The organism is Rhodohalobacter sp. 8-1, assembly GCF_038150125.1.
Classification (GTDB): domain Bacteria; phylum Bacteroidota; class Rhodothermia; order Balneolales; family Balneolaceae; genus SW132.
In genome coordinates, this window is record NZ_JBBVMF010000011.1 from 107,981 (window position 1) to 129,722 (window position 21,742).

General features: G+C 45.7%; 13 protein-coding genes. 12 read left to right on the forward strand and 1 reads right to left on the reverse strand.

What is annotated here, in order from left to right; translation table 11 throughout:
* Window positions 1-45: 45 nt before the first annotated feature.
* Window positions 46-2,265 carry a hypothetical protein gene (locus AABW11_RS12530; protein WP_340105450.1) on the reverse strand — a complete coding sequence of 740 codons (2,220 nt, stop codon included), beginning with the start codon at window positions 2,263-2,265 and terminating at the stop codon, window positions 46-48.
* Between the two features lie 398 nt (window positions 2,266-2,663).
* Between AABW11_RS12530 and AABW11_RS12535 the strand changes: the two genes are divergently transcribed.
* From AABW11_RS12535 to AABW11_RS12590, 12 genes are all read left to right on the forward strand, one after another.
* On the forward strand, window positions 2,664-2,870 hold the full coding sequence (locus AABW11_RS12535; RefSeq protein ID WP_340105451.1) for a hypothetical protein: 207 nt from the start codon (window positions 2,664-2,666) through the stop codon (window positions 2,868-2,870).
* Window positions 2,871-3,405: 535 nt separating this feature from the next.
* Window positions 3,406-4,056 (forward strand): lasso peptide biosynthesis protein, encoded by a 651-nt coding sequence (locus AABW11_RS12540; protein ID WP_340105452.1) that lies wholly within the window; start codon window positions 3,406-3,408, stop codon window positions 4,054-4,056.
* A 515-nt stretch (window positions 4,057-4,571) separates the two neighbouring features.
* Window positions 4,572-5,645, forward strand: coding sequence for an asparagine synthase-related protein (locus AABW11_RS12545; protein WP_340105453.1), 1,074 nt, complete (start codon window positions 4,572-4,574; stop codon window positions 5,643-5,645).
* Window positions 5,646-7,412: 1,767 nt separating this feature from the next.
* A complete protein-coding gene (locus AABW11_RS12550) occupies window positions 7,413-7,664 on the forward strand; it encodes a hypothetical protein (RefSeq protein WP_340105454.1) in 252 nt (83 codons plus the stop codon).
* 314 nt (window positions 7,665-7,978) lie between these two features.
* Window positions 7,979-9,598: a sulfatase family protein gene (locus tag AABW11_RS12555; protein ID WP_340105455.1), complete on the forward strand. Its 1,620-nt coding sequence runs from the start codon at window positions 7,979-7,981 to the stop codon at window positions 9,596-9,598.
* 594 nt (window positions 9,599-10,192) lie between these two features.
* Complete coding sequence (locus AABW11_RS12560) at window positions 10,193-11,446, forward strand: Gfo/Idh/MocA family oxidoreductase (protein WP_340105456.1); 1,254 nt, start codon at window positions 10,193-10,195, stop codon at window positions 11,444-11,446.
* 58 nt (window positions 11,447-11,504) lie between these two features.
* A complete protein-coding gene (locus AABW11_RS12565; protein ID WP_340105457.1) occupies window positions 11,505-15,467 on the forward strand; it encodes a family 16 glycoside hydrolase in 3,963 nt (1,320 codons plus the stop codon).
* 176 nt (window positions 15,468-15,643) lie between these two features.
* Window positions 15,644-16,594 carry a 3-keto-disaccharide hydrolase gene (locus tag AABW11_RS12570; RefSeq protein ID WP_340105458.1) on the forward strand — a complete coding sequence of 317 codons (951 nt, stop codon included), beginning with the start codon at window positions 15,644-15,646 and terminating at the stop codon, window positions 16,592-16,594.
* Window positions 16,595-17,462: 868 nt separating this feature from the next.
* A complete protein-coding gene (locus AABW11_RS12575) occupies window positions 17,463-18,350 on the forward strand; it encodes a sugar phosphate isomerase/epimerase family protein (protein WP_340105459.1) in 888 nt (295 codons plus the stop codon).
* A gap of 238 nt (window positions 18,351-18,588) precedes the next feature.
* A complete protein-coding gene (locus AABW11_RS12580) occupies window positions 18,589-19,755 on the forward strand; it encodes a mandelate racemase/muconate lactonizing enzyme family protein (protein ID WP_340105460.1) in 1,167 nt (388 codons plus the stop codon).
* 158 nt (window positions 19,756-19,913) lie between these two features.
* Window positions 19,914-20,414 carry a VOC family protein gene (locus AABW11_RS12585; RefSeq protein WP_340105461.1) on the forward strand — a complete coding sequence of 167 codons (501 nt, stop codon included), beginning with the start codon at window positions 19,914-19,916 and terminating at the stop codon, window positions 20,412-20,414.
* 87 nt (window positions 20,415-20,501) lie between these two features.
* Window positions 20,502-21,464, forward strand: coding sequence for a hydroxyacid dehydrogenase (locus AABW11_RS12590; protein WP_340105462.1), 963 nt, complete (start codon window positions 20,502-20,504; stop codon window positions 21,462-21,464).
* Window positions 21,465-21,742 lie beyond the last annotated feature (278 nt).

The following is a 21,742-nucleotide window of genomic DNA, read 5'->3' on the forward strand; positions in this document are numbered from 1 at the left end:
CATTGGCAATGTCATTCTTAAAGAGATTATCGGACTTTCCCGCTCTCAATAGGCACCGTTTGCATATGCATCCACAATCTTTCTGTTCGGCGTACGGCAAGCGACGGGATTGTCGAAGAAATACAGACACTCAGGCCATCCATCGTCAAAGGTTAAGGTTACCGAGCCACGGCTTTGGTTATTGAAGCCATTATACACGTACTGAGCCTCGATCTTTGTGGGTCGGCCAAGCGCATCCCGGGAAGCAACTGAAACGTTCGAGACACTGCCTCGTAGGTACTGGTTCATCACCCACGATTTCGACTGATCATAAACCAGGTCTTCAAGTAGCTCGGTGTAGTTCTGGTCTTCGAACAAGGTGCCGGGAGGCGGATTAACGACCGCAGAATCAAAGGTATTTCCTGTGAGCCGCTTTGGCTGCTTACTGAGTGCAAACAAACGCAAGTTATCCTGGAATCGCATGAGGCTGGGACTGTCGCAAGCATTTTGCCGGACTAGCGTGTTCATGTCCTTCTGAAGCGTTGTGACATCACCTACCAGATTCAACGTGCTAGCGAGAGGATCATCAGCTGACATCATCCCAATAGCATGGCGAAAGGTATCGCTTGTTTGCAGCACCTCGAGCTCAACTTTCGCCCGATACATGTCACGGTCGGCAAAAAGATCCGTACTTATTGTACGCCAGCCGGTGCAACTCCGGCTCGTCTCGACGCCCCACCCGTTTCGGGTCACCATCCACTGGTTACACACCTCACGGGTCATCTCGATCTTGTCATCAGGCAGATAACTCCCGCACTGCTGTGCGAAGGATTTGAGGTATGCGCTATACAAGACCGCGAACCGCATGTCATCCCGCTCAAGGTTGATATCGGAGAATTCACCCCGGTACATTTTGGTCATCAGAGTTTCGTTGAGAAGTCCATTTGTAGATAGGCTGTTCGGCGTGAGTTTGGCATTTTCCGCAGCCAGAGCTGCGTTTTCCGCAGCCAGTGCGGCCTGTGCTCTTCGCTGTGCAGCTGACTGTGCTGCAATCCGTTTTTGGCGTTCAGCAGCGATGATAGCCTCTTCGCGCTGGCTAAGTCGGCTTCGCAGGTCTGAGACTTCACCTCCATCGGAGCGTATGGCCATAAAATAGCGCGTTTCAAGCGTCTCAAGCTGGTCGATGCTGGTAGCGCCATCAATCTGTGAAACGATCTGTTGGGCATTGGCGATGAGAATCTCCTCTTTATTGTTGTGAAATTGCTCATACACTGCATCCACAAGGTTGTGGTCACGGAGCATGCCGTATCTCCGATTAAAGTCTTTGAGTAGTACGTTGAGTTCCTCGATGCCTTGCATTAATCTGCTTACGCGCTCGACCTTTTGCTCTTCCGCTGGCAAAATCTCAGTCAGCACGGTGCTAATTTTGTTTTGCACTTGTTTGTTGAAGCGTTGCTGTGATTCGGCATCTGCCCTGTGGTAAACCGTGCCAAGGTCACGGCTGAGTCGAAGCAAGGTCGTGATGGTACTGTAAGTAGGCTCCATTTCCTCAATGGTAGTCAATTGCACTTCGAGATCCGCACTAGCCACTTTGACCTCGTTCTCGGCAATCAATTCCTCGATATAGCGCACCTCCGAGGGGGGTAAGATGGAATATTCTTCTGATAGCTTGCGCTTCCAATCTTGCAAGGCACCATAGTTCGTGGAGGGTCGTGCTTGTGTTAAATCATCTTCTAGCTTTTTGTAATCCTGCCGAATCGCCATGACCCTGGCCCGAGGTACGAGGACCAGAGCGTTGTTTCTCGCTTCCTCTCTTATGAGGTAATCGCTGCCGGTGGCACGATTCCAGCTCTTGAGCCACTCTTCGTCTTGAGACATGTTGAACGCACGGTGGCTGCGCGACTGTCTGTTTGTGATCACATTATTCAGTACAACTCCGCCCAAGAGCCCCAGTCCGGCCCATATGGCAGCATTTTCAGAGCCTTCGAAGGTTTCACCTTCATAAGTAAACTCCGTTTGAGACCCGTACACAGCACCCGCAGCCGCGCCGATGGCTGGCAGGATGAATTTCTGCGCTGTCCTTTCTTGATATTTCCAAGAGGGCTGCACCATAACAGACTCATAGCGTAGTTCCTCCTGTCGCTCGACTGTCGCTTCATAGGACGAGCAGGCACCGAGCAGGAATGTCAGCGTCAAAAAAACAATAATGATCGTCCCTGTACTGTACCCTGACTCTGAGCTCGGTCTGTCGCCCTCCTTAATTAAGATTCTCCCAGTTTTGTTCACAACCAAACCTCCTATTATGGATTAGTTGAGAGTGATTTCGGTGTCGCATAACACGTAGTTACGCAAATTATAATACATTATAAATTATAACTATTTTTTATGCAACAGATTTTCATGTGAAGGGTATCTTTTTTTCCATTTGGGTTATATGAATAAGTATAAACTATAATGATAAACCATTTGTATGAAAAAATAATTATACGACAAGACTCAAATAATCCTGATCATGCTCTATGTAAACTATCTGATATCGACAGTGACTATAAGGTTATCGTTTTTGGAGCGAGCTGATGCCCGGAGTGCAGGGAAGAGATGCCCGAAATAGCCGGCAACTATTCAATGGAAAGAAATGGACGCCTGGATGGATTGGTATTTGATGGATAAAAATTGATACGGTAATGAAAATAATGATTCCATTTTATAAAAAAAGAGACTGTCCATTTCAAATAATTATTGAAGGAAGCGGTGCTATAGTAGAAGAGGTCACGAAAGCCAAAGATTACATTTCGGCCTATTTATTTAAGCTGCCAGCCCAGTCAACCAGTGCAGGGCATTTAGATCGCGGGGAGAGAGACTTGCCCAGAAAGAGGGTCAATAAACAATAATATAGAGTGCGTGATTGAAATAAATGGCCTTTGTTGAGGTATAGGTAATTAAATAGCAAATAGACTCCATATGTAGCTCATCTGCCGAGCCTGTCTGACATCGGTATGGAACTCGGCAAGCTTCATTCCATGCCTTAACTTATAATGCTAGTATTACGCTTTATATTTCATTTTCATAACGTCAGTTCGATATTCCTTTTTAGCTACTATCTCTTGTCTGAATGAAAAAATTTTTACTTGACTTTATCGAAATATTTATTTGCGATATATTTTAATTTATCCAAACTAAAAACAAATTATTATGCGTTTAATAAAGAAATTAACCCAAAAAAGAGGAAAAGGAAAAAATCGATTCGTGCGAGCGAAGCGGAGTAGAATTCAGCAGGGCGGTAATACGAGTAAGGAACAAACGTATTATTACTACTTCAGTTGATCCGCCTAGTGTGGCATTGGAGTTTTATAAGGGATGCATTTTTACTTTACTTGTCACGAGGACTCAAACTCGATAGAAAGGAGTGTATATGCTTTTATACACTTGTACTTAGCTAAAACGAATGTAGAAGTAAAAAATGATCGTTCAGCTATTTTTCCCGCGGATATAGATAACGGTGATAAATATTTTGTCTCACCAATCACAGGTGAGTTAATTGTGATTCCTAATGACGCGTGGGGTGATCGCGATGCGCAAGACACATTGTTATTCCGAGGAATTTCGGTCGACCACGCAAAAACACCTCCTCCGTTTGACCCTGTATCGGCTTCACCTCCACTATGGGGAGCTCATACAAGCGCTCCCCGTAGCCAAAGTATTTGGCTACACATGAGTCTTCCCGCTATTTCGCTTATGACGCGCTTTATGGCATTATCCAAGATTGCAATGCATGTTTCTGAATTACCAATTTTTCGTGAACCTCTACCATTTAGACAAGCCAGTTTACATCTAATCAAATTCACTGAGGATCATCCACGAAGCTGTCTAACGACGAGCTTCCATCAAGCTGCGTATCTAGTCCGCAGTGGTATACCTTGCGCCATTACAATCGGCGTATGGATTCCTACTATTTACATGCACGCATGGACTACAACCATAGACAATGAGCTCGTAAATACAAGTGAAAGGCTTGTATCTGACAATCGCGATAAAATAGCACATTACCAACCAGCCTTGCGCTTTGTTTTACCATGATTCAAAAACAAAAACGGAAAAGCTTAACTCTGAGGGATGGTTCATGTGTAGAGTTCGATTTTCCAGATTCCTATTGCTTCTCTGAATCTAGGGGGCTCCTAACAGTGCTGAACATAAAGAATCCGATGGGATGGCCGTGTACCGAGAGATGTATAGAGTCTTTATTTCAGATAGGCGGAGGAAAGTCTATTGAAACACATGCAAAACGGATTGGCTCACTCGAAGATACAGCTATACTGATCGATCTTCGAAACTCAAGAGTGGTAGTAATCCGAGGTGGAAGCTCTAAGGTCAAACTTTATCACCGACTTGAATCTGGACGTGTCACCTTGACTACAGATCCTAATTCAACTTGGAAAACTCTAATCCCTCGAGAAGATATAATAGGATTCTTCTCAGCGGGTTCTCTGTTAGGTCCCTTCGAGATGAGGTGGACTCTTGAAACCTGTTGGAAAGGTGTTCGCCGTACACCTCCAGCAACAGCGGTCGAAATTAGACCAGCTTCCCAAACTGAAATGAGTTGGGAGATACTTCACGATGATGTAGCATTTGTTACGAAAGAAGAAGCGTCAGCCGAGCTGCGCAAATTGATTGACCAAACTGTAGCACGAGCAGTAGATGACTCATTATCGTATGGACATCGGGTAGCTTTCGAGGTGTCGGGAGGAATCGACTCCACAATTGCAACATCACGAGGTTTACTTGCACTCTCCAAAAGGGGGATGGAGGATAAGGCCTTTGGGGTGTCCATTACATATCCATACTATGAGTTTCGCCGAGAAGATCGATTCATCTCCGATGTCTATGCAGATCATGGAATGCGGAGGATATCGCTAGATGGCCGGAAACTTCTTCCATTCGCAGGGGTGAAGAGAACGCCAGTGCACAACATCCCAAACCTCGCTGTTGTTGGTGCTGCTCAGCATACTGCCGTTGTTGATGCCGCAGCGAAACATGGTGCCTCACTTCTTTTCAATGGGTTAGGAGGAGACACGCTATTTGGGATGGGACCAACGGGACAATACCGTTTTCATGAAGCGCCCCGGCGCCCAGAATGGTTCACTCGACGGGGGTGGAAGATAGTAACACATCATTGGAAACAGCTTATTGATTATTTCGATAGTGGTGAAAGGTCAAGTAAGCGTCAGTTCTTCACAGGTGCTCATATAGACGACGGCTGGGCGGATACCATCATCGCACAGCCCCGCGGGGTAAGGCGACAGTGCCTGTTCACAAATCCGGATATCATCCCATTGGCCGCTAGGCTTTGGTCACAGCGTCCCAATGGCGCATCCTACAAATCTGTTCTGCGGGAGGTTTTTGCCAAGGATCTCCCTCAATCGATTCGGAGACGAAGACACAAAATTGCTTATGACGGTTTATATGTTCGTGGTTACCGCTCCGCCTTGCCAGACCTCGAGAAGCTGATTTCCCGTTCGGAAGACGCTCTTTCTGAGGCTGGAATAAAAACGCCTCACTTCCTGGAGGCGGTTCATGAAATCGCGCGTGGGGATCTTACAGATGACCGTTTGGTGTCCTCTGTGCTGGCTTGTCTTCTATGGATGGAAAAGAAAAATGATCTCTCTTGACAGGCCGAGGTTCACAACCCAGTAAAATTTTACAAGATTGCGTCACTGTTGATCTTATTATGCGCACATTAGCTCTCAATTTCGTGGCACTTTAAGTGAGTTAAAAACTCTTTATCGCGTTATAAGGTAATATTGACAATCAGTATGCCATTGGTTAGTTCCGATGTACTTTAATGATGGTCCCGTCCCAATGTTTTTTTTACTGTCTTCACAAACGCCATAAAGGGAGCAATCTCTGATTCTTGAATCGTAGAATTCCAAAAGGTTAAAATCCACGGCTTCTTAGGGTTTTCCTCGTCTAAGAATCATTAAATAGGTTTTTAGCCTGTAGGTCTCTCCGAAATACAGATTTAGATCAAAAGGGCATGTTGCTGTGGAGATTGGTCCGTCGGTCAACTGATTGGGAGATTTAAAAATATGTATTTATGTCCGCTTAAAATCCACATTAAGCCGTAATTCCCTCTCTCGAACCTCCTCCATTGTCTTGTTCAATATTGCTTTGGCATGGAAACGATCAATTGTAATCTGTGCGTCTTGAAATGGGACTTCACACCTCAGATATTCGACTGAGCAAGGTCGATACAGTCCTGGCTTTCTTCTTTGTCGGGGTCTGGTTCGTTTCCAGATAATACTCGATCGAATTAACTGTAGCAGCTACTCTGCCTTCTGAAGCATGAGCTATCCGCCACCCATCTATATCTCAGTGATGGTAATGTAGCTGTGGCCTTTGCAGGGGACTCGTTTCATCGAAATCCAGTTGGGTCAACTAGCTATGATCGGTCCTTTTGTACGTCTGGCAACCCCATGATCAAAGATCATCGAAATACGATTTTGGTACTTCTGTATGGCTTTCTCTATACGATTGTACGGCATTTCGTATTCAATATGCATTATACTATGGTCTCATATAGCATCGTAAATCCACTGTCTTTACGTGACTTGGGGACGTTTGCTTATTAGACTTTGCCGTCGGTACAATTCAAAAGAGGAACCTTGTAATGGATTTAGAAGGTGTGTTCATAGAAGTCTAAATGGCTCCAGCGGTACTCCATGGTGTCATGAGTGGGACACTGCTCCCTGGTAGCAGGACCAGAAAATTTGGCTCCTTTTTCAAAACCAAAATCAATGCGTAGAACCTTTAGGTCGTTCTCCTCGACAAAATTTACACTATTGTATTTTCAGGGTTGCTGCAGGCTTGAGGACATCGAAAAAAAATTGTTACTATTAATTTATTTTCGTTATTAGTGCTGATTGCTTTAGTAAATCAATAGTAGCACTTCTATATCTTATCACACAAATCAAGATAGAGTCAAATAAATAAGCTATATAAAGCAATCTACTGTTATTATTTGGCCAACAAACATTGCATATACTTGCCTATTGCAGTATTTATGTAATCTTTAAAAGATTACGCTCAATGCAATAGGCGGCATTTAAGCTAAGTAGAGTGAAAACATCTACTTTCTTCCGGGCGTACTTACTAAGAGCCGTTAAGTGAATGATACCATTTATTTAACGGCTCTTCTTATTATAGGGAAGCAACACTTTCCTTTTCTTGCCCATATTTCCTGATCCAATATTTTCTTACCAACCCTCCCTCTAAATCTGAAATAATCAAACTCTCAGTTCGATTCTGGGTGTACAAAGAGGGTACACTTTCTATTTACATTGCATGATTATGACATGTAAAAGGCAGTAATGATTTACAGTATTTTAGCTTTCTCTATGGCAAAAAAGTAATAGGTGAAACGAAATAGAAAAGCTGACATGGGATTATATAAGAGACTTGGATTCCAAACTCCCAAATTCAAGCGTCACGAGTGCATAACTGATAAGAAGGGGCAGTCATTTGAAATTCGTTTTTTCGAATGGGACTTTGAAAGAGAAGAGCACTACTACTATCCCATGCCGGATACTTTTGCCGGCAAAGTCTACGAAGAGGATGCGGAGCTAACTGATCATCCAAAGAGCACCAGTATGCTGGCTTATGAGTTGTTGTTTGGGAGGAGAGAGGGGTAGTTGCTTGACGGGGAAAAGGAGTATCACTGCTTGTAAACCAAGTGTTCAACCGAAAGGCTACATCTTTCAGATTGGGAGTTATGGTGGCAGTTTGATTTTTATAAATTGGAATTAATATCTAACCTAAAAGGTACAAGTAAATTTTAATGAGTAAAATATTATGTAAATCGATTTCACACCTCTAATATGGGATGTACCGAGCGGTAGTATCCCGGATGATTGATTCCGACGGCCGTCAGATTTTTCTGCAGATGAAAAAAAGCGATATTGATTCCGGAGGGCAAATAGTATTTATCACAATTAAGAAGTAATTCATGTTAGAAAAAAACAGACTTTATATTGTCGCGGCTGCACTGGTGTTTCTCGTTTCAGTTTCAATAACGGGTTGTCAATCAGAAGACAAAATCAGTAACAAGCCGAATATTGTTTTTGTATTTACGGATGATCACGCAAGTCATGCGATTAGTGCCTATGGGTCGGATATCATTGAAACTCCGAATATGGATCGCCTGGCAAATGAAGGTATACTTTTTCGTAATGCTTTTGTAACAAATTCGATTTGTGCCCCAAGCCGTGCAGTATTGCTTACCGGGAAACACAGTCATGTTAACGGTCAGCTTACAAACGGTCAGGAGTTTGATGGAGATCAGTTAACGTTCCCGAAAATTTTACAAGAGGCCGGTTATCAGACAGCCTTGATAGGGAAATGGCATCTGCAAAGTAACCCCACCGGGTATGATCACTGGGATATATTACCGGGACAGGGACATTACTATAATCCTGAATTTATAACTCAGGAGAGGACACACCAGATTGAGGGATATGTTACCGATATCATCACCGACAAAGTCATCAACTGGATTGATGACAAACAAAATAGTGACCAACCATTTATGGTAAGCTATCACCATAAAGCTCCCCACAGAAACTGGAAGCCACACCCTGATGACCTGGGAATGTTTGATGACGTAAAAATCCCGGAACCTGAGACACTTTTTGCGAATTGGTCCGGTGAGCTAACTGATGAACAAGCCAGTGAGGATGTTATAGATGTAGAATTGAAAAATAGAACCTCTGCAGTGGAAACTCAGGAAATGACGCTAATGAATCATTTTTATAAGGGTTGGGATTTAAAATTCCCACCTGATAGTATAGAAATAGAAACGCGCCACTTAGATCTTTGGAAAAGCAGATACAATAGATTCACTGAAGAACAGAAAGCGGAGTGGGATCAGGTATTCGGTAAGTATTACCAGGAGTATAATGAAAGTGAACTTGAGGGCGCAGAGCGTCTGAGCTGGATTTATCAGCGCTATATAAAAGATTACTTATCCACAATTAAATCTGTTGATGATAATCTGGGCAGATTACTGGATTATCTGGATGAGGAGGGTCTTGCGGATAACACGATTATAATTTATGCATCTGATCAGGGTTTTTTTCTGGGAGATCATGGATGGTATGATAAACGCTGGATGTATGAAGAGTCACTTCGATTTCCATTGATGATGAGATGGCCTGATGGGATTGAAGCTGGAATCGAAAATAACGATTTAGTTCAAAATATTGATTTAGCACCAACCGTAGTTGATTTTTCAGGTCTTGATGCCCCTAAAGAAATGCAGGGAATGAGTTTAGTACCACTCACACAAAATTTGACGCCTGACGACTGGCGCTCGTCTATCTACTATCACTATTACGAGTTTCCGGGCGCTCACGAAGTTCAGCGTCATTACGGAGTTCGGACTGACAGGTATAAACTCATTCACTACTATCAAATTGATGAGTGGGAGCTGTTTGATTTACAGAAGGATCCGAATGAAATTCAAAGCGTATATAATGACTCTGAATACAGCGAGATAGTGAATGAACTAAAAGCAGAATTACAGCTCTTACGCGATCAGTTTCAGGTGCCGGAAGAGGACTCTTTATAGCTGTCGTAGTAATTGTATAAAACTGCGAGTAAGCTTTAGGTTTACACTAAGTAATAAATGAAATTACACTCAATCAACCGTAAACTAATTGTTGATTTATCTCCTAAGGTGGATCATATTACTTACCCTGAAACTACTACATTTTTTTAAGTTGGGATTCGTGTATATACAAAAATAAGGTTCTACCGGAAAGTTTGTGGGTTGATGGCAAAATATGTGAATAATCACTCAGAACATGTTCAAAATTTCCCAAAATTATAGGCCATTGCTTTTGCAGATCCTTCTCTTCGCCATCAACGACAATGGCTCGATCAGGATGACGCGCTCATTTGTTAGCAGGTGGGCAGCGTGGGTGCATTCGTCGTTTTCAATATCGCCTTGTCGTCACGCCGCCCGACACCCCAGACGAATCATTGTCATTCTGAATAAAACGGTGGTTTTCCGTTTTGTGAAGAATCTGAAAAAGCAACAGGTTTTGTGCTATAAAATGACTGGAATAATCTCCTTATTGACCACCTGGCTTAATTAGACCATGTATAGGATTATAACATGTACCCGCAAACTTTACCGGTAGAACCAAAAATAATTTAGAATATGAACCGAAAGAAATTTATTAAAAACTCGATACTGGGCATTGGACTATTTAACATAGTTCCGCGACACGTATTGGGAGGAAACGGCTATACGGCCCCGAGTGACCAGCTGACTAAAGCGGTCATAGGCGTGGGTATGATGGGAAAAGGACATCTCACCTATCCGGGGGCGCGACTGGTTGCCGTTTGTGATGTAGATCAGCATCACCTGCAGCAGGCGCTGGATATCACGGGGCCGGATGTGAAAGGATATACAGATTACCGGGAAGTTTTACAGAGAGATGATATCGATATCGTTCATATCGCAACGCCGCCTCACTGGCACGGTAAAATGGCGGTGGATGCCGCTGAGGCCGGAAAAGACATCTGGTGTGAAAAACCGATGACCCGCACTATCGGCGAGGGTAAAAAAGTAGTTGAGGCCGTTCAGCGCAATGGACGTATATTCCGCCTTAATACCTGGTTCCGGTTTAGAGATAATTTTTACGGTATGGGTACACCGGTCAAGCCGATCAAAAAATTAGTAGCAAATGATGTATTTGGCTGGCCCCTGAAGGTGACTATCAACGAGAGCACCGGCTTTAACTGGAAGTTCAACTGGACCGGCCTGGAAAACCTTCAGCCGGAATGGATACCGGAAGATCTTGATTACGACCGGTGGCTGGGACCTGCCCCGGATAAACCGTACAGCGATCACCGCACACACGTCACGTTCCGCGGATACTGGGATTACGACGGGGGCGGATTGGGTGATATGGGCCAGCACTACCTTGATCCTGTGCAATATATACTCGACAAAGATCATACAAGTCCCGTCGCCATAACGGCGGATGCTCCACAGCAACATCCTGACGCAGTGGGCTCGTGGAGGAGAGTTGAGATGACCTACGAGGATGGCTGCCAGATTATCCTCGACGGTGAGAACAGAGATACCAATGCCGCTTTTATTGAAGGCCCTGAGGGTAAGCTGTTTCGTGGATTTCAGTCAGACATCCCCAACATTCGCCGACTGGCTGCCTCCCTGCCTGACCCCGAACCCCAGGTCACCGATTTCAGTCAGGCTGTAAAAAACCGGCAGACGTTTGCCCTGAATGAAGCCAATGGGCATCGTTCGTGCACGCTTGTTAATCTCGGCAAAATCGCGGTGCGGCTCGGCCGGAATCTCAAATTTGATCCCGAAACACAAGAATTTATCGGGGACGAGGCCGCCAACCGGCTTATCAATCAGCCGATGCGAGCGCCATGGAAAATATAGAACTTCCCTGCTAATGGACATTCAAAGGATATTAAACCACACAGACCTACGACGCAAAATGAGACTTTCTAATTTATCTTGTGTTCTACTAGCGATACTGCTTCTGATCTCCTGCGCACCCTTAAAGAAAGCGACACATAACGGGGAAGAGGATGTAATATCAGCCAACCAGCTCACAGAGCTTAAGGACCTGGTACAACAACTTCCCACAAATAATAGCACCGAAAATGTCTGGATTAATGAGCAAATTCTGGATATGGGTTCTTCGGCTACTCAAGCTCTCGTTGGAATGCTCAAGTCGCCGGGAATCGGTAATGACACCTACGCCCGGTATGCCGTCAACGGGCTTGTGAAGTATGTTTCGCGACCCGGAGCAGAAGCTGAACGATCTTCTTTTGAGCACGTGCTTCTCTCAGAACTTCAATCCTCTCATCCAGTAGCCGTAAAGATATTTCTAATGGAACAGCTCGAGCTGGTTGGCAGCAATGCGTCTTTACCGGTCATTCAGCCTTACCTTGCAGATGAACAGCTTTATACTGCAGCGTCTCAGGTACTGCGGAGCGTTAATACTCCAAAAGCTGAAGCAGCCCTGTTGCAGGCATTACCAAAAGCCACGATTCCCCACCGCGCTGTGTTGATTAAAACCTTAGGTGATATGGAGGCCACGTCATCAGAATTAGTACGTCAAGTTCAGACGATGGCAAATAGCACCAATGAGAATCTAAAGATTAATGCACTTTACGCCCTGGCCAACAGTGGAAATCCTGATGCTTCAGAAACAATTAATAATTATGGATCAGTTCAGGACAAGATCCGATTTGCTCATCGACTTGCAGAAGAGGGTTATACTCAACAAAGTGCGCAGGCAGCCAGGGAGATTTATAATTCCGAACAGCCTGCACATCATCGAATTGCTGCCTTGACATTGTTTCATCAGTCGCAGGACCCGGAATCTCCTGATCTCCTTATGACTGCTGCAATAGATACCCATGCTGAGTTACGGTCGGCAGCGCTGGATTTAATCCGCGATATCGAAGGGACGCAAATCACCAGTGAGCTCACCAATTTGCTGAATCAAGCCAACCCGGAAGTTCGTGCCGATATCATTGAAACACTGGGACAGCGAGGCGACCGGCAAGCCTGGTATATTGTGCAGCAGTACATGCGTGATGATAACAGGGAAGTACGTCTGGCTGCTATTGGCGCTTCCACGGCGCTTGGCAGTACGGGCGCCATCGGTTCACTCCTCCGCGCTTTGGATAATGCGGACGAAGCCAATGAGATCGATGTCGTTAAAAAAGCACTGCTCCAACAACCTTCTCAGGCTCTGTTTTCAACGGCTGAGCAACAGTGGATGAATCTCTCGACACAAAGCAAAGTGACCCTAATTGAGGTGCTTGCCCAGCGTCGTGGACGACAATATATGGATCAACTGCTCAGTGAGCTTAACACCTTTGACGGCGATGTACGCTTAGCAACATTTCAAGCCCTGTCAGCCCTGGGTACGCCAGACGATCTCTCCAGGTTTGTGAATCTGCTTCCCAGAGCACGCAATGAAGAGGAGACCAATGCTATTCAGCAGGCCATAGCTTCGGTTGCGGCAGACATTCCAGATGAACAGTCACGAACGGAGCCTGTTATAAACGCTCTCGGGCAACCCACCACGGAACAGGTCCCTGCGCTGCTGGAAACACTCGGAATAATCGGAGGAGAACAGGCCGTTGAGTCGGTTTCCTCCTACACCAGCCACTCCAATACAGACGTACGAGACAGTGCAATTTCAGAGCTGGCGAACTGGCCGGACGCCCGGGCTATCCAGCCGATCCTGGAAACACTTGAAACCACGGACGCAGAAAAGAGCAGGCGACTACTCGATGGACTCGCTCGAATTGTCCGGAGTTCACACTACTCGGATACTGATAAAGTCCAATTCCTGGCTGAAGCTGCTGATGCTGTTTCTACAGAAGAAGCAAGCATATTGGTACTGGGAGCTTTGTCGGGAATTCACTCTGAGGCTTCACTCCGGACAGTTATATCCTTCTTTGAAAACAGCAGTCAGGAAGTTCAAAACAAGGCCTACCAGGCTGCTGCGGAAATACTGGTGCCCTCCTACCGGTTCTCAGAAGATTTCGATGGGGCAGGCCAGGCACTCTCCGTCCTTGAGGCTGCGACCGATTCAACAACCAGGCAAAAGGTTATCGGCTACATTCAGGAATTTCAATCACAGCAGGAATTATCAGAAGGATTCAACGCCCTCTTCAACGGAACAGACCTGACGGGATGGACCGGTGACAAGGAGGCGTACGAGGTACAAGACGGTCAGCTTATTCACCAGCCCGGGGAGAACGGACATCTTTTCAGCCAACAGGAATACGGTGACTTCATCCTTCGCTTTCAATTTAAATTAACGCCGGGGGCCAACAACGGCCTGGCGATCCGCGCTCCGCTTGAGGGGAATCCGGCCTACCAGGGCATGGAGCTGCAGATCCTGGATAACAGCGCTGAAAAATGGAGCGACCTGGAACCCTACCAATACCACGGATCGATTTATGGTGTTGCCTCCGCTGAACGAGGACACCTAAAACCGGCCGGTGAGTGGAATACCCAGCAGGTGATAGCCAACGGGGCCCAAATCACCGTGACGCTTAACGGCGTAACAATCCTGGGTGTCGATCTTAGTGAGATGGATAACTCAGACACGCCCGATGGTGAGGATCATCCCGGCCTGTCGCGCGACAGTGGACACATTGGCTTTATGGGACATGGTGATGAGGTGGCGTTCCGTAACATCCAGATCCGCGATTTGAATGTGTATTATCCGAATTATATGGGATCTGAACAGCAAGCTGGAATGAATCATCCGCCGGAAGGCTACAAGGCCCTGTTCAACGGAGAAAACCTGGACGGATGGAAGGGACTGGTGGGCAACCCGGATACGCGAGCCGAGATGAGCGATCAAGAACTGGCGGCAGCCCGGGAGAAAGCCGATCGCGTGATGCAGCAGCACTGGTCGGTCCGGGACGGCATCCTTTATTTTGACGGTAATGGAGAAAGCCTGGCAACTGTTGAGGATTTCAAAGATTTTGAAATGCTGCTGGACTGGAAAATAGAGCCGGGCGGAGACAGTGGTGTCTATCTGCGCGGCACCCCACAGGTTCAGATTTGGGATATAACCCAGAACCCGGTGGGATCTGGCGGACTCTATAACAATCAGCAGCACCCGAGTGAACCGCTTGTTCCGGCTGACCGTCCGATCAGAGAGTGGAACCGGATGCGCATCAAGATGGTCGGTGAGCAGGTGACCGTGCATCTCAATAATCAATTGGTGGTGGACGATGTAGTCTTGGAAAACTACTGGAACCGCGATAAACGGATCTATCCTGAGGGACAGATTGAACTGCAGTCCCACAGCACCCCACTGTATTTCAAGAATGTGTTTATTCGTGAGATTCCCCGCCCGGAATCCCTTTTCAACGGGGAAGATCTCACCGGCTGGGAGATTGTTGACGGTGAGTCTGGCAGCTGGCAGGTCTTTGGTGGTATGTTAACTGCCGTCAATCAAAGCAGTGGCTGGCTCTCTTCCGCAACATTGTATGACAATTTTAAACTGGAGCTTGAATACCGGCTGCCTGAAGGCGGTAACAGCGGCATTTTTCTGCGGGCACCCCGCGAGGGTAATCCCGCCTACCAGGGTATGGAGATCCAACTGCTGGATGACTATGCTGAGGAATATGCTGAACTGGAACCATCACAATATACCGGCAGCATTTATGGCGTGAAAGAACCATCCAGCCGTGCCACCAAGCCGGCCGGGCAGTGGCAGGAAATGGTGATCCGGGCCGACGGTCCACATATCAAAATTACCCTGAACGGGGAGATCATTACCAGCACCAGCCTGGTCAATCACATGGAAAAAGTAAATGAGCATCCGGGACTCAAACGGAGAAGAGGCTATATAGGCTTGCAGAACCACGGAACGGTAGTTGAATTCAATAATATCCGGATCACTGAAATTGAGTAAATAGCGATTTTTTTCTTCGAATGCCTTTTATGGTTATAACGCAATGTTTTACAAAGCATGCATAATGGTACGCGACGTAAGGCTTTGTAAAACCTCGTTGTATCTTCACAGAACTTTTTGTAATAGTTTACTCACTATTTTTAAACGCAACACTAATTTCGACTTATTACCTGACCATGACTAAATTATTAAAACATGTTCCGTTTCTACTACTATTTTCATTAGTACTAACTTTGGCTGCGCAGGCACAATCCGGTATTCCGGGAGCTGAAGCGGCTGGCAAATGGGACATTACACTGAACACACCCGACGGCGAATTCCCTTCCTGGCTGGAAATAGAAACATCAGGCTCCCAGGCGCTGGTCGGCCAGTTTGTGGGGCCGGTGGGCAGCGCACGCCCGATTTCTGAGATCAACTATGATCCGGAAAGCCGGGTTTACAGCTTCAGGATTCCAGCCCAGTGGGTTCCCCAGCATCCTGACCCACAATTCGTATTCTCGCTGGAAAATGACAAACTTACCGGCTGGACCATCGACCCCAATGGAAATAAGCTTGACTGGACGGCCGTACGAGCGCCCTCACTGAAGCGTGAACAAGAACCAAACTGGGGGGAGGAGATAAATCTGCTGGATCAAAATCTTTCACATTGGATCACTCCCGAAAACAACCAGTTCCAGATGGAAAATGGCGTGCTGGTAAACAATGAAGCCGGCGGCAATCTCATCACCAAAGAAAAATTTAATGATTTTAAACTGTATGCAGAGTTTCGCTATCCGGAAGGCAGTAACGCCGGCATTTATCTTCGCGGGCGGTACGAAGTACAGATTGCCGACAATTACGGTATGGAACCCGAGAGCCACCTTATCGGCGGTATTTATGGATTTATCGATCCCGCTGTCAATGCTGCTAAGAAGGCCGGCGAATGGCAGACTTATGACATCAAACTCACAGGCAGGATGGTAACCGTGGTATTGAACGGTATTGAAGTGATCAGTAATCGGCCGATTCCCGGCATCACAGGCGGTGCGCTTAATAGCAATGAAGGCCAGCCGGGCCCCATCATGCTCCAGGGAGACCACGGCCCCGTTGAATTTAGAAAAATTGTGATAACGCCGGCGCTTAACTAAGATTTAGATTTTAAAAATCAATTAAAGTCTAATATATGATGAGAAAGGGATAAGCCGGTAAATATCTTAAAACAGAACACCATTATTTCTACCCTAAGTGAATAGCTGTTGAAGTAATCCAAACACTTAAAAAGAATGATAGACTAATAATCGCTTCATCTTCTTTAGCTGGCTGTAATGCGAAAATTTAATCTCTCAAGATCTGCAAAAACCCAACATATTTATCATTTACTCCGATGAATAAACACACCTATGATTAAAAATAAATTTCGCAATCCGAAATGCTTTCTCTCGCGGGCTATTATCTTGACCGGCAGGAACTCCTGGCAGCTTGAGGATTTGGGCGGTCTTTGGCCGTGCTACCCGCTAAAAGTTTTAGGTATCTCCGGTGGTTTGCAATATAGCCGTAATTTCGAGCCCGCACGCCGGCCGGTAAACCAGGGTTTCTGAATACCGACGGGAGTCTCAATAAAACCCTCATTTTCGATCACCGGGTAATTTCAGGTTGGTATCACTACCGGAAACAGAATTTCAGGAAGCCCCTGGCAGAGGAGATATGTGAAGTCGCCAAAGATCCGGAAAGTTTTAAAAATATGGCCGATGATCCGAAATAAAGCGAAACTAAACATTACCTAAAATCAGAGCAGTACCATAAACTCAGGATCGGTGCGATTCAAGAGCTTTGACTCGTGAATATATCTTTGATGCGTATCCTAACATAAATGAGAACGCGGCTATTTTTTTTGATAACCAGATCAAACGTGCATTTTACGAATTCTTTATTAGGCAGAATAATCGGTAAAATATTCGTATAGTTAGAGTTGTGGATCTATAAACGAATACATAATCCTAAAAGAATTCTGTACATATGGAACTTGCAATACATAACTGGATGCGTGCCGAGCCGATTGAAACCACAATCGAACGAATGGCTCGTCTCGGCTACCATAAACTTGAAATTGCCGGTGAACCGGAATCGTACGACACAAAAAAAATCGGTAAACTGTTAAAGGACCATAGTATTGGGTGCTGGGGATCGGTTACCCTGATGATGGAAAAACGTAATTTACTTGCTGCCGATGAAGATCAGCGGGCGATGTCTATCCAGTATGTAAAGGATGTTGTAAAAATGGTTAAAGAGCTGAATGGTACCATGGTATCGGTTGTGCCCGGTACGGTTGGAAAACTGGTTCCGGATGGTCGCCCGGAAGAGGAGTGGGAGTGGGCGGTTTCCTCCATGAAAGAGATCTATGACTATGCAGAATCGCAGGAAATACTGATAGGGATTGAACCTATTAATCGATTTGAAACCTACTTTATCAACAGGGGTGACCAGGCACTTGCTCTGGCAAAAGAGGTAGGAACCAATTGTGGTGTTTGCCTGGATGTGTTTCATATGAATATTGAAGAAGATGATATTTACGACGCGATTCTTCGGGCAAAGGGAAGAATTAACGGGATTCATGTTGCGGATAATAACCGCATGGCACCGGGAATGGGTAAGCTAAACTGGCCTAAGATTATGGACACGGTAAAAGAAGCCGGATTCGACGGGGCAATTTCCGTGGAATTCTGTTCTCCGGTTGACCGCACTCCCGCAAATCCATATATAAACTCTATTGATGAGAAGCCTGAAGGACTGAGCGCAGAACAGAAAAAATTTATAGAGGATCACGGAAGCACCTCTGTTTCTGAAGAATTCTATACAGAACTGACACGCAAATCGGCTGAAAAGCTTTTGCCGTTGATTAAATAATGGAGTGTTATTCAGATCAACTGAAGGGTGATAACTCCCGCTTTCCCCGCAAGGGATTCCTTCGGGAGAATGGGAAAGAACCGACGAAGGAGGTTCAAGGGGGATGACCTTATGAGCACTGACAGAGCTTTTACCAATCATACATTCATTCATCCTTAATTGCTCAGTTTCAATAAACCTTTTTAAGAAGATAAGACAATGACAAAATCTTAACTCAAACCCAACCACTTCACACCACATGATTATAGAAAACGTAGAAGCGTATTGGCTCCGATGTCCTATTGAGGACGTAAAGCAACATCGGTCCGACTACGGGTTGCTTACACATTTTGATATGGCTTTGATCGTGGTAACCACAGAAGAAGGGTTACAAGGGTTTGGTGAGGCCAAAGCAGCTGTGGGCTCATCCGGGGTGTGTGCTTCAATTGTTAGTTGTGTCGAGCAGGAACTGAAACCGGTGTTAATCGGCCAGGATGCCAAAAATATTACACGAATTTGGGAACAGCTTTACAGCGGGTCACGCGATCACTATGCCTTGGCAAGAGGCCGGAAATTTCCAATATTGGGCAGAAGGGGGCTCACAATATCAGCGATCAGCGGTGTGGACATGGCCCTTTGGGATCTAAAGGGAAAATCCCTGGACGTGCCGGTTGTTGAACTGCTTGGAGGTGCCTGTCGGGAACAAATGCCTGCGTATGCAAGCGGCGGGTGGGCGGATGTTGATGGTATCGGCGAACAACTTTCCGGTTATGTATCCAAGGGATTTGATGGTGTAAAAATGCGGGTTGGAGTGATGGACAGTACAGTTGCAAAAAGCGTGGCCAGGGTGAAAGCTGCCCGTGAAGTTCTGGGGCCTGATATTAAGATTATGGCGGACGCGCACGGTACTTACAGTGTACCTGAAGCCAAACAGTTCTGCCGGGGAGTTGAAGATTTTGACCTGTACTGGTTTGAAGAACCCATCAGCCCTGATAACCCGATGGGTACTGCTGAGGTTCGTGCATCAACTTCGATTCCCATTGCCGCAGGCGAAAGCGAATATACCTGCTTTGATGTCCGCGACCTGATTAACCACCGCGCGATCGACGTTATTCAGCCGGATGCGGCAATCATTGGCGGAATATCAGAGGCGATGCGGGTCGGTCACCTCGCACAGGCATGGCAGCTTGAACTTGCACCTCACTGCTGGGGATCCGCATTTTCATTTATGGCAGGAGTTACGGTTGCATTCGCCAGCCCTTCAGCTACAGTTATCGAATTCTCACTGGGAGGCAATCCCATGATCTATGAGCTGATTAATGAAAAAATGGAAGTGGAGAAGGGAATGATTAAAGCTCCCGGCTCGACCGGTTTAGGCGTTACGCCAAACTGGGATTTTGTGAAAGAGTACACACAAAGAGTTTAACCTGAAGCAGGTCCGTGATAAATTTAAATAATGCCAGTCATTCCGCACTTGACCCGGATTCTTCAGAAATTGATTACTATAGGAGATTACGGCTCGGGCCGAAATAACTTTAATGAGAACCTGACAACCTGAACCTTGAACCTCAAAATCTGAAAATTATGGCACGAGCAGTTAAAATTAACCATGTAACACTAATTGTAGATAAACTGGAAGAAGCAGGTGAGTTCTACGAAAAAGAGCTGGGCCTCGATCCCCTGCCTGCGTTTAATTTCGATTACCCTGTAATGTTCTTTGATATCAACGATGAACAACAGCTTCATCTTTCCGAATGGGAAGATACTTCCTCATTCAGAGGTCACGTTTGCATGCAGGTAGATGATTTCAATTCCATCTTTTATCGAATGAAGGAGTTAGAAGCGATTGATATCAAGCCGTGGGGCAAAGTTCGACAGTTACCTGACGGTGCCATGCAGATGTTTGTTCGTGATCCCTCTGGAAACCTGGTAGAGTTATCCTCTCATCCGGACGCTGAAATCGACAACTCTATATTTGAAGATGAATTTTATGAAGAAGGATTATATAAATCTAATCGTGAGGATTACAGAGGATATAAAAGTGATGATGCGTCGCTTTATCACGGCAGCAAAAAAAAGCAATAGAACCAGGTATATGCGTATGAATAGAAATTAGCTGCGCGATTGCTTTGATCTTTAAGTTCCCGTTCAACTGAACCCAGATCGTTTAAAATGAAAAAAAATGTCCTTCTCCTTGAAACCGTAGATACGGAAGCAGATGATCTCTTACGTAAGAATGCCGTGGTGCTTGAGGCCTTGCAGGGTAAGGGGTCAGATCCAATCGAAATGGCAAAGCGAGTAACGGTTCACGCTGTGATTACCAGGGGCAAAGGCCAGGTGAACCGTGAATTGATGGAAACCTGCCCGGATCTTGAAGTTGTGGCCCGCTGTGGTGTTGGACTCGATAATGTGGATGTTGCTGAAGCCACAAAACGGGGGGTCAGGGTAATTAACGCTCCTGGTTCCAACTCCTCAACTATCGCCGAACATGCTCTGACTCTGATGATGATGGGTATTCGGGATGCGTGGCGATCTGTGGAGCGTGTTAAAGAAGGAGACTGGCACTGGCGTAATCAATACAGCGGCGATGAACTCAGAGGCAAAACACTCGGCATTTTAGGTATGGGAAATATAGGGCAGCGGGTTGCTAAACTGGCCGATGCTTTTGGGATGAAAGTGATTTACTGGGATAAATTTCCGGTTCAATCAGAATATGAAAGCTGCTCAATGGAAGATGTTCTTGAACGGTCGGATGTTGTGACTTTACATGTGCCGCTTCTTGAAGAGACCAAACATTTGATAGGTGAAAAACAACTCAACCTGATGAAGCCGGATGCCTGGCTTATCAATACGGCAAGGGGGCCCATTATAGATGAAGCGGCTCTTTTGGATGCGCTGGACAACGAAAGAATATCAGGTTTTGCCGCAGATGTTCTTTCGATAGAGCCACCGGGCAGTAATCACCCGCTTGTGAATCACCTAAAAACCCTGATTACACCTCATACAGGGAGTCTGACAGCTGCCACCTATCGGGATATGTGTGTTTTCACGATTCAAAATGTGATTGCAGTTCTAAGTGAAACAGATCCCGATCCGAAAGCAGTATTTAACAGGAATGAATTGAATAGACGGTAGTGGGCATAAAATGCCGGAACACGGATCCGGAACGTTCCTTTTTAGGGTCAATGAATGAATAATTGCGAGTTCCTTTACGGATTTTTTAATCCAATATGTAGTATGGAAAAGTGGATTGAACAGTTTAAAAGAAACAGCCCTGATTTCTGGCAGGTTTATTTGACAGTGCCGGATAAACATTAATTTTGTGGTTAAGATGAATTATACATCTTTAAATATTGCAAATAAGTAGAATGGTAGAAACAGAGGCTTGTTCGACAGGTTTCACGCATATTTAA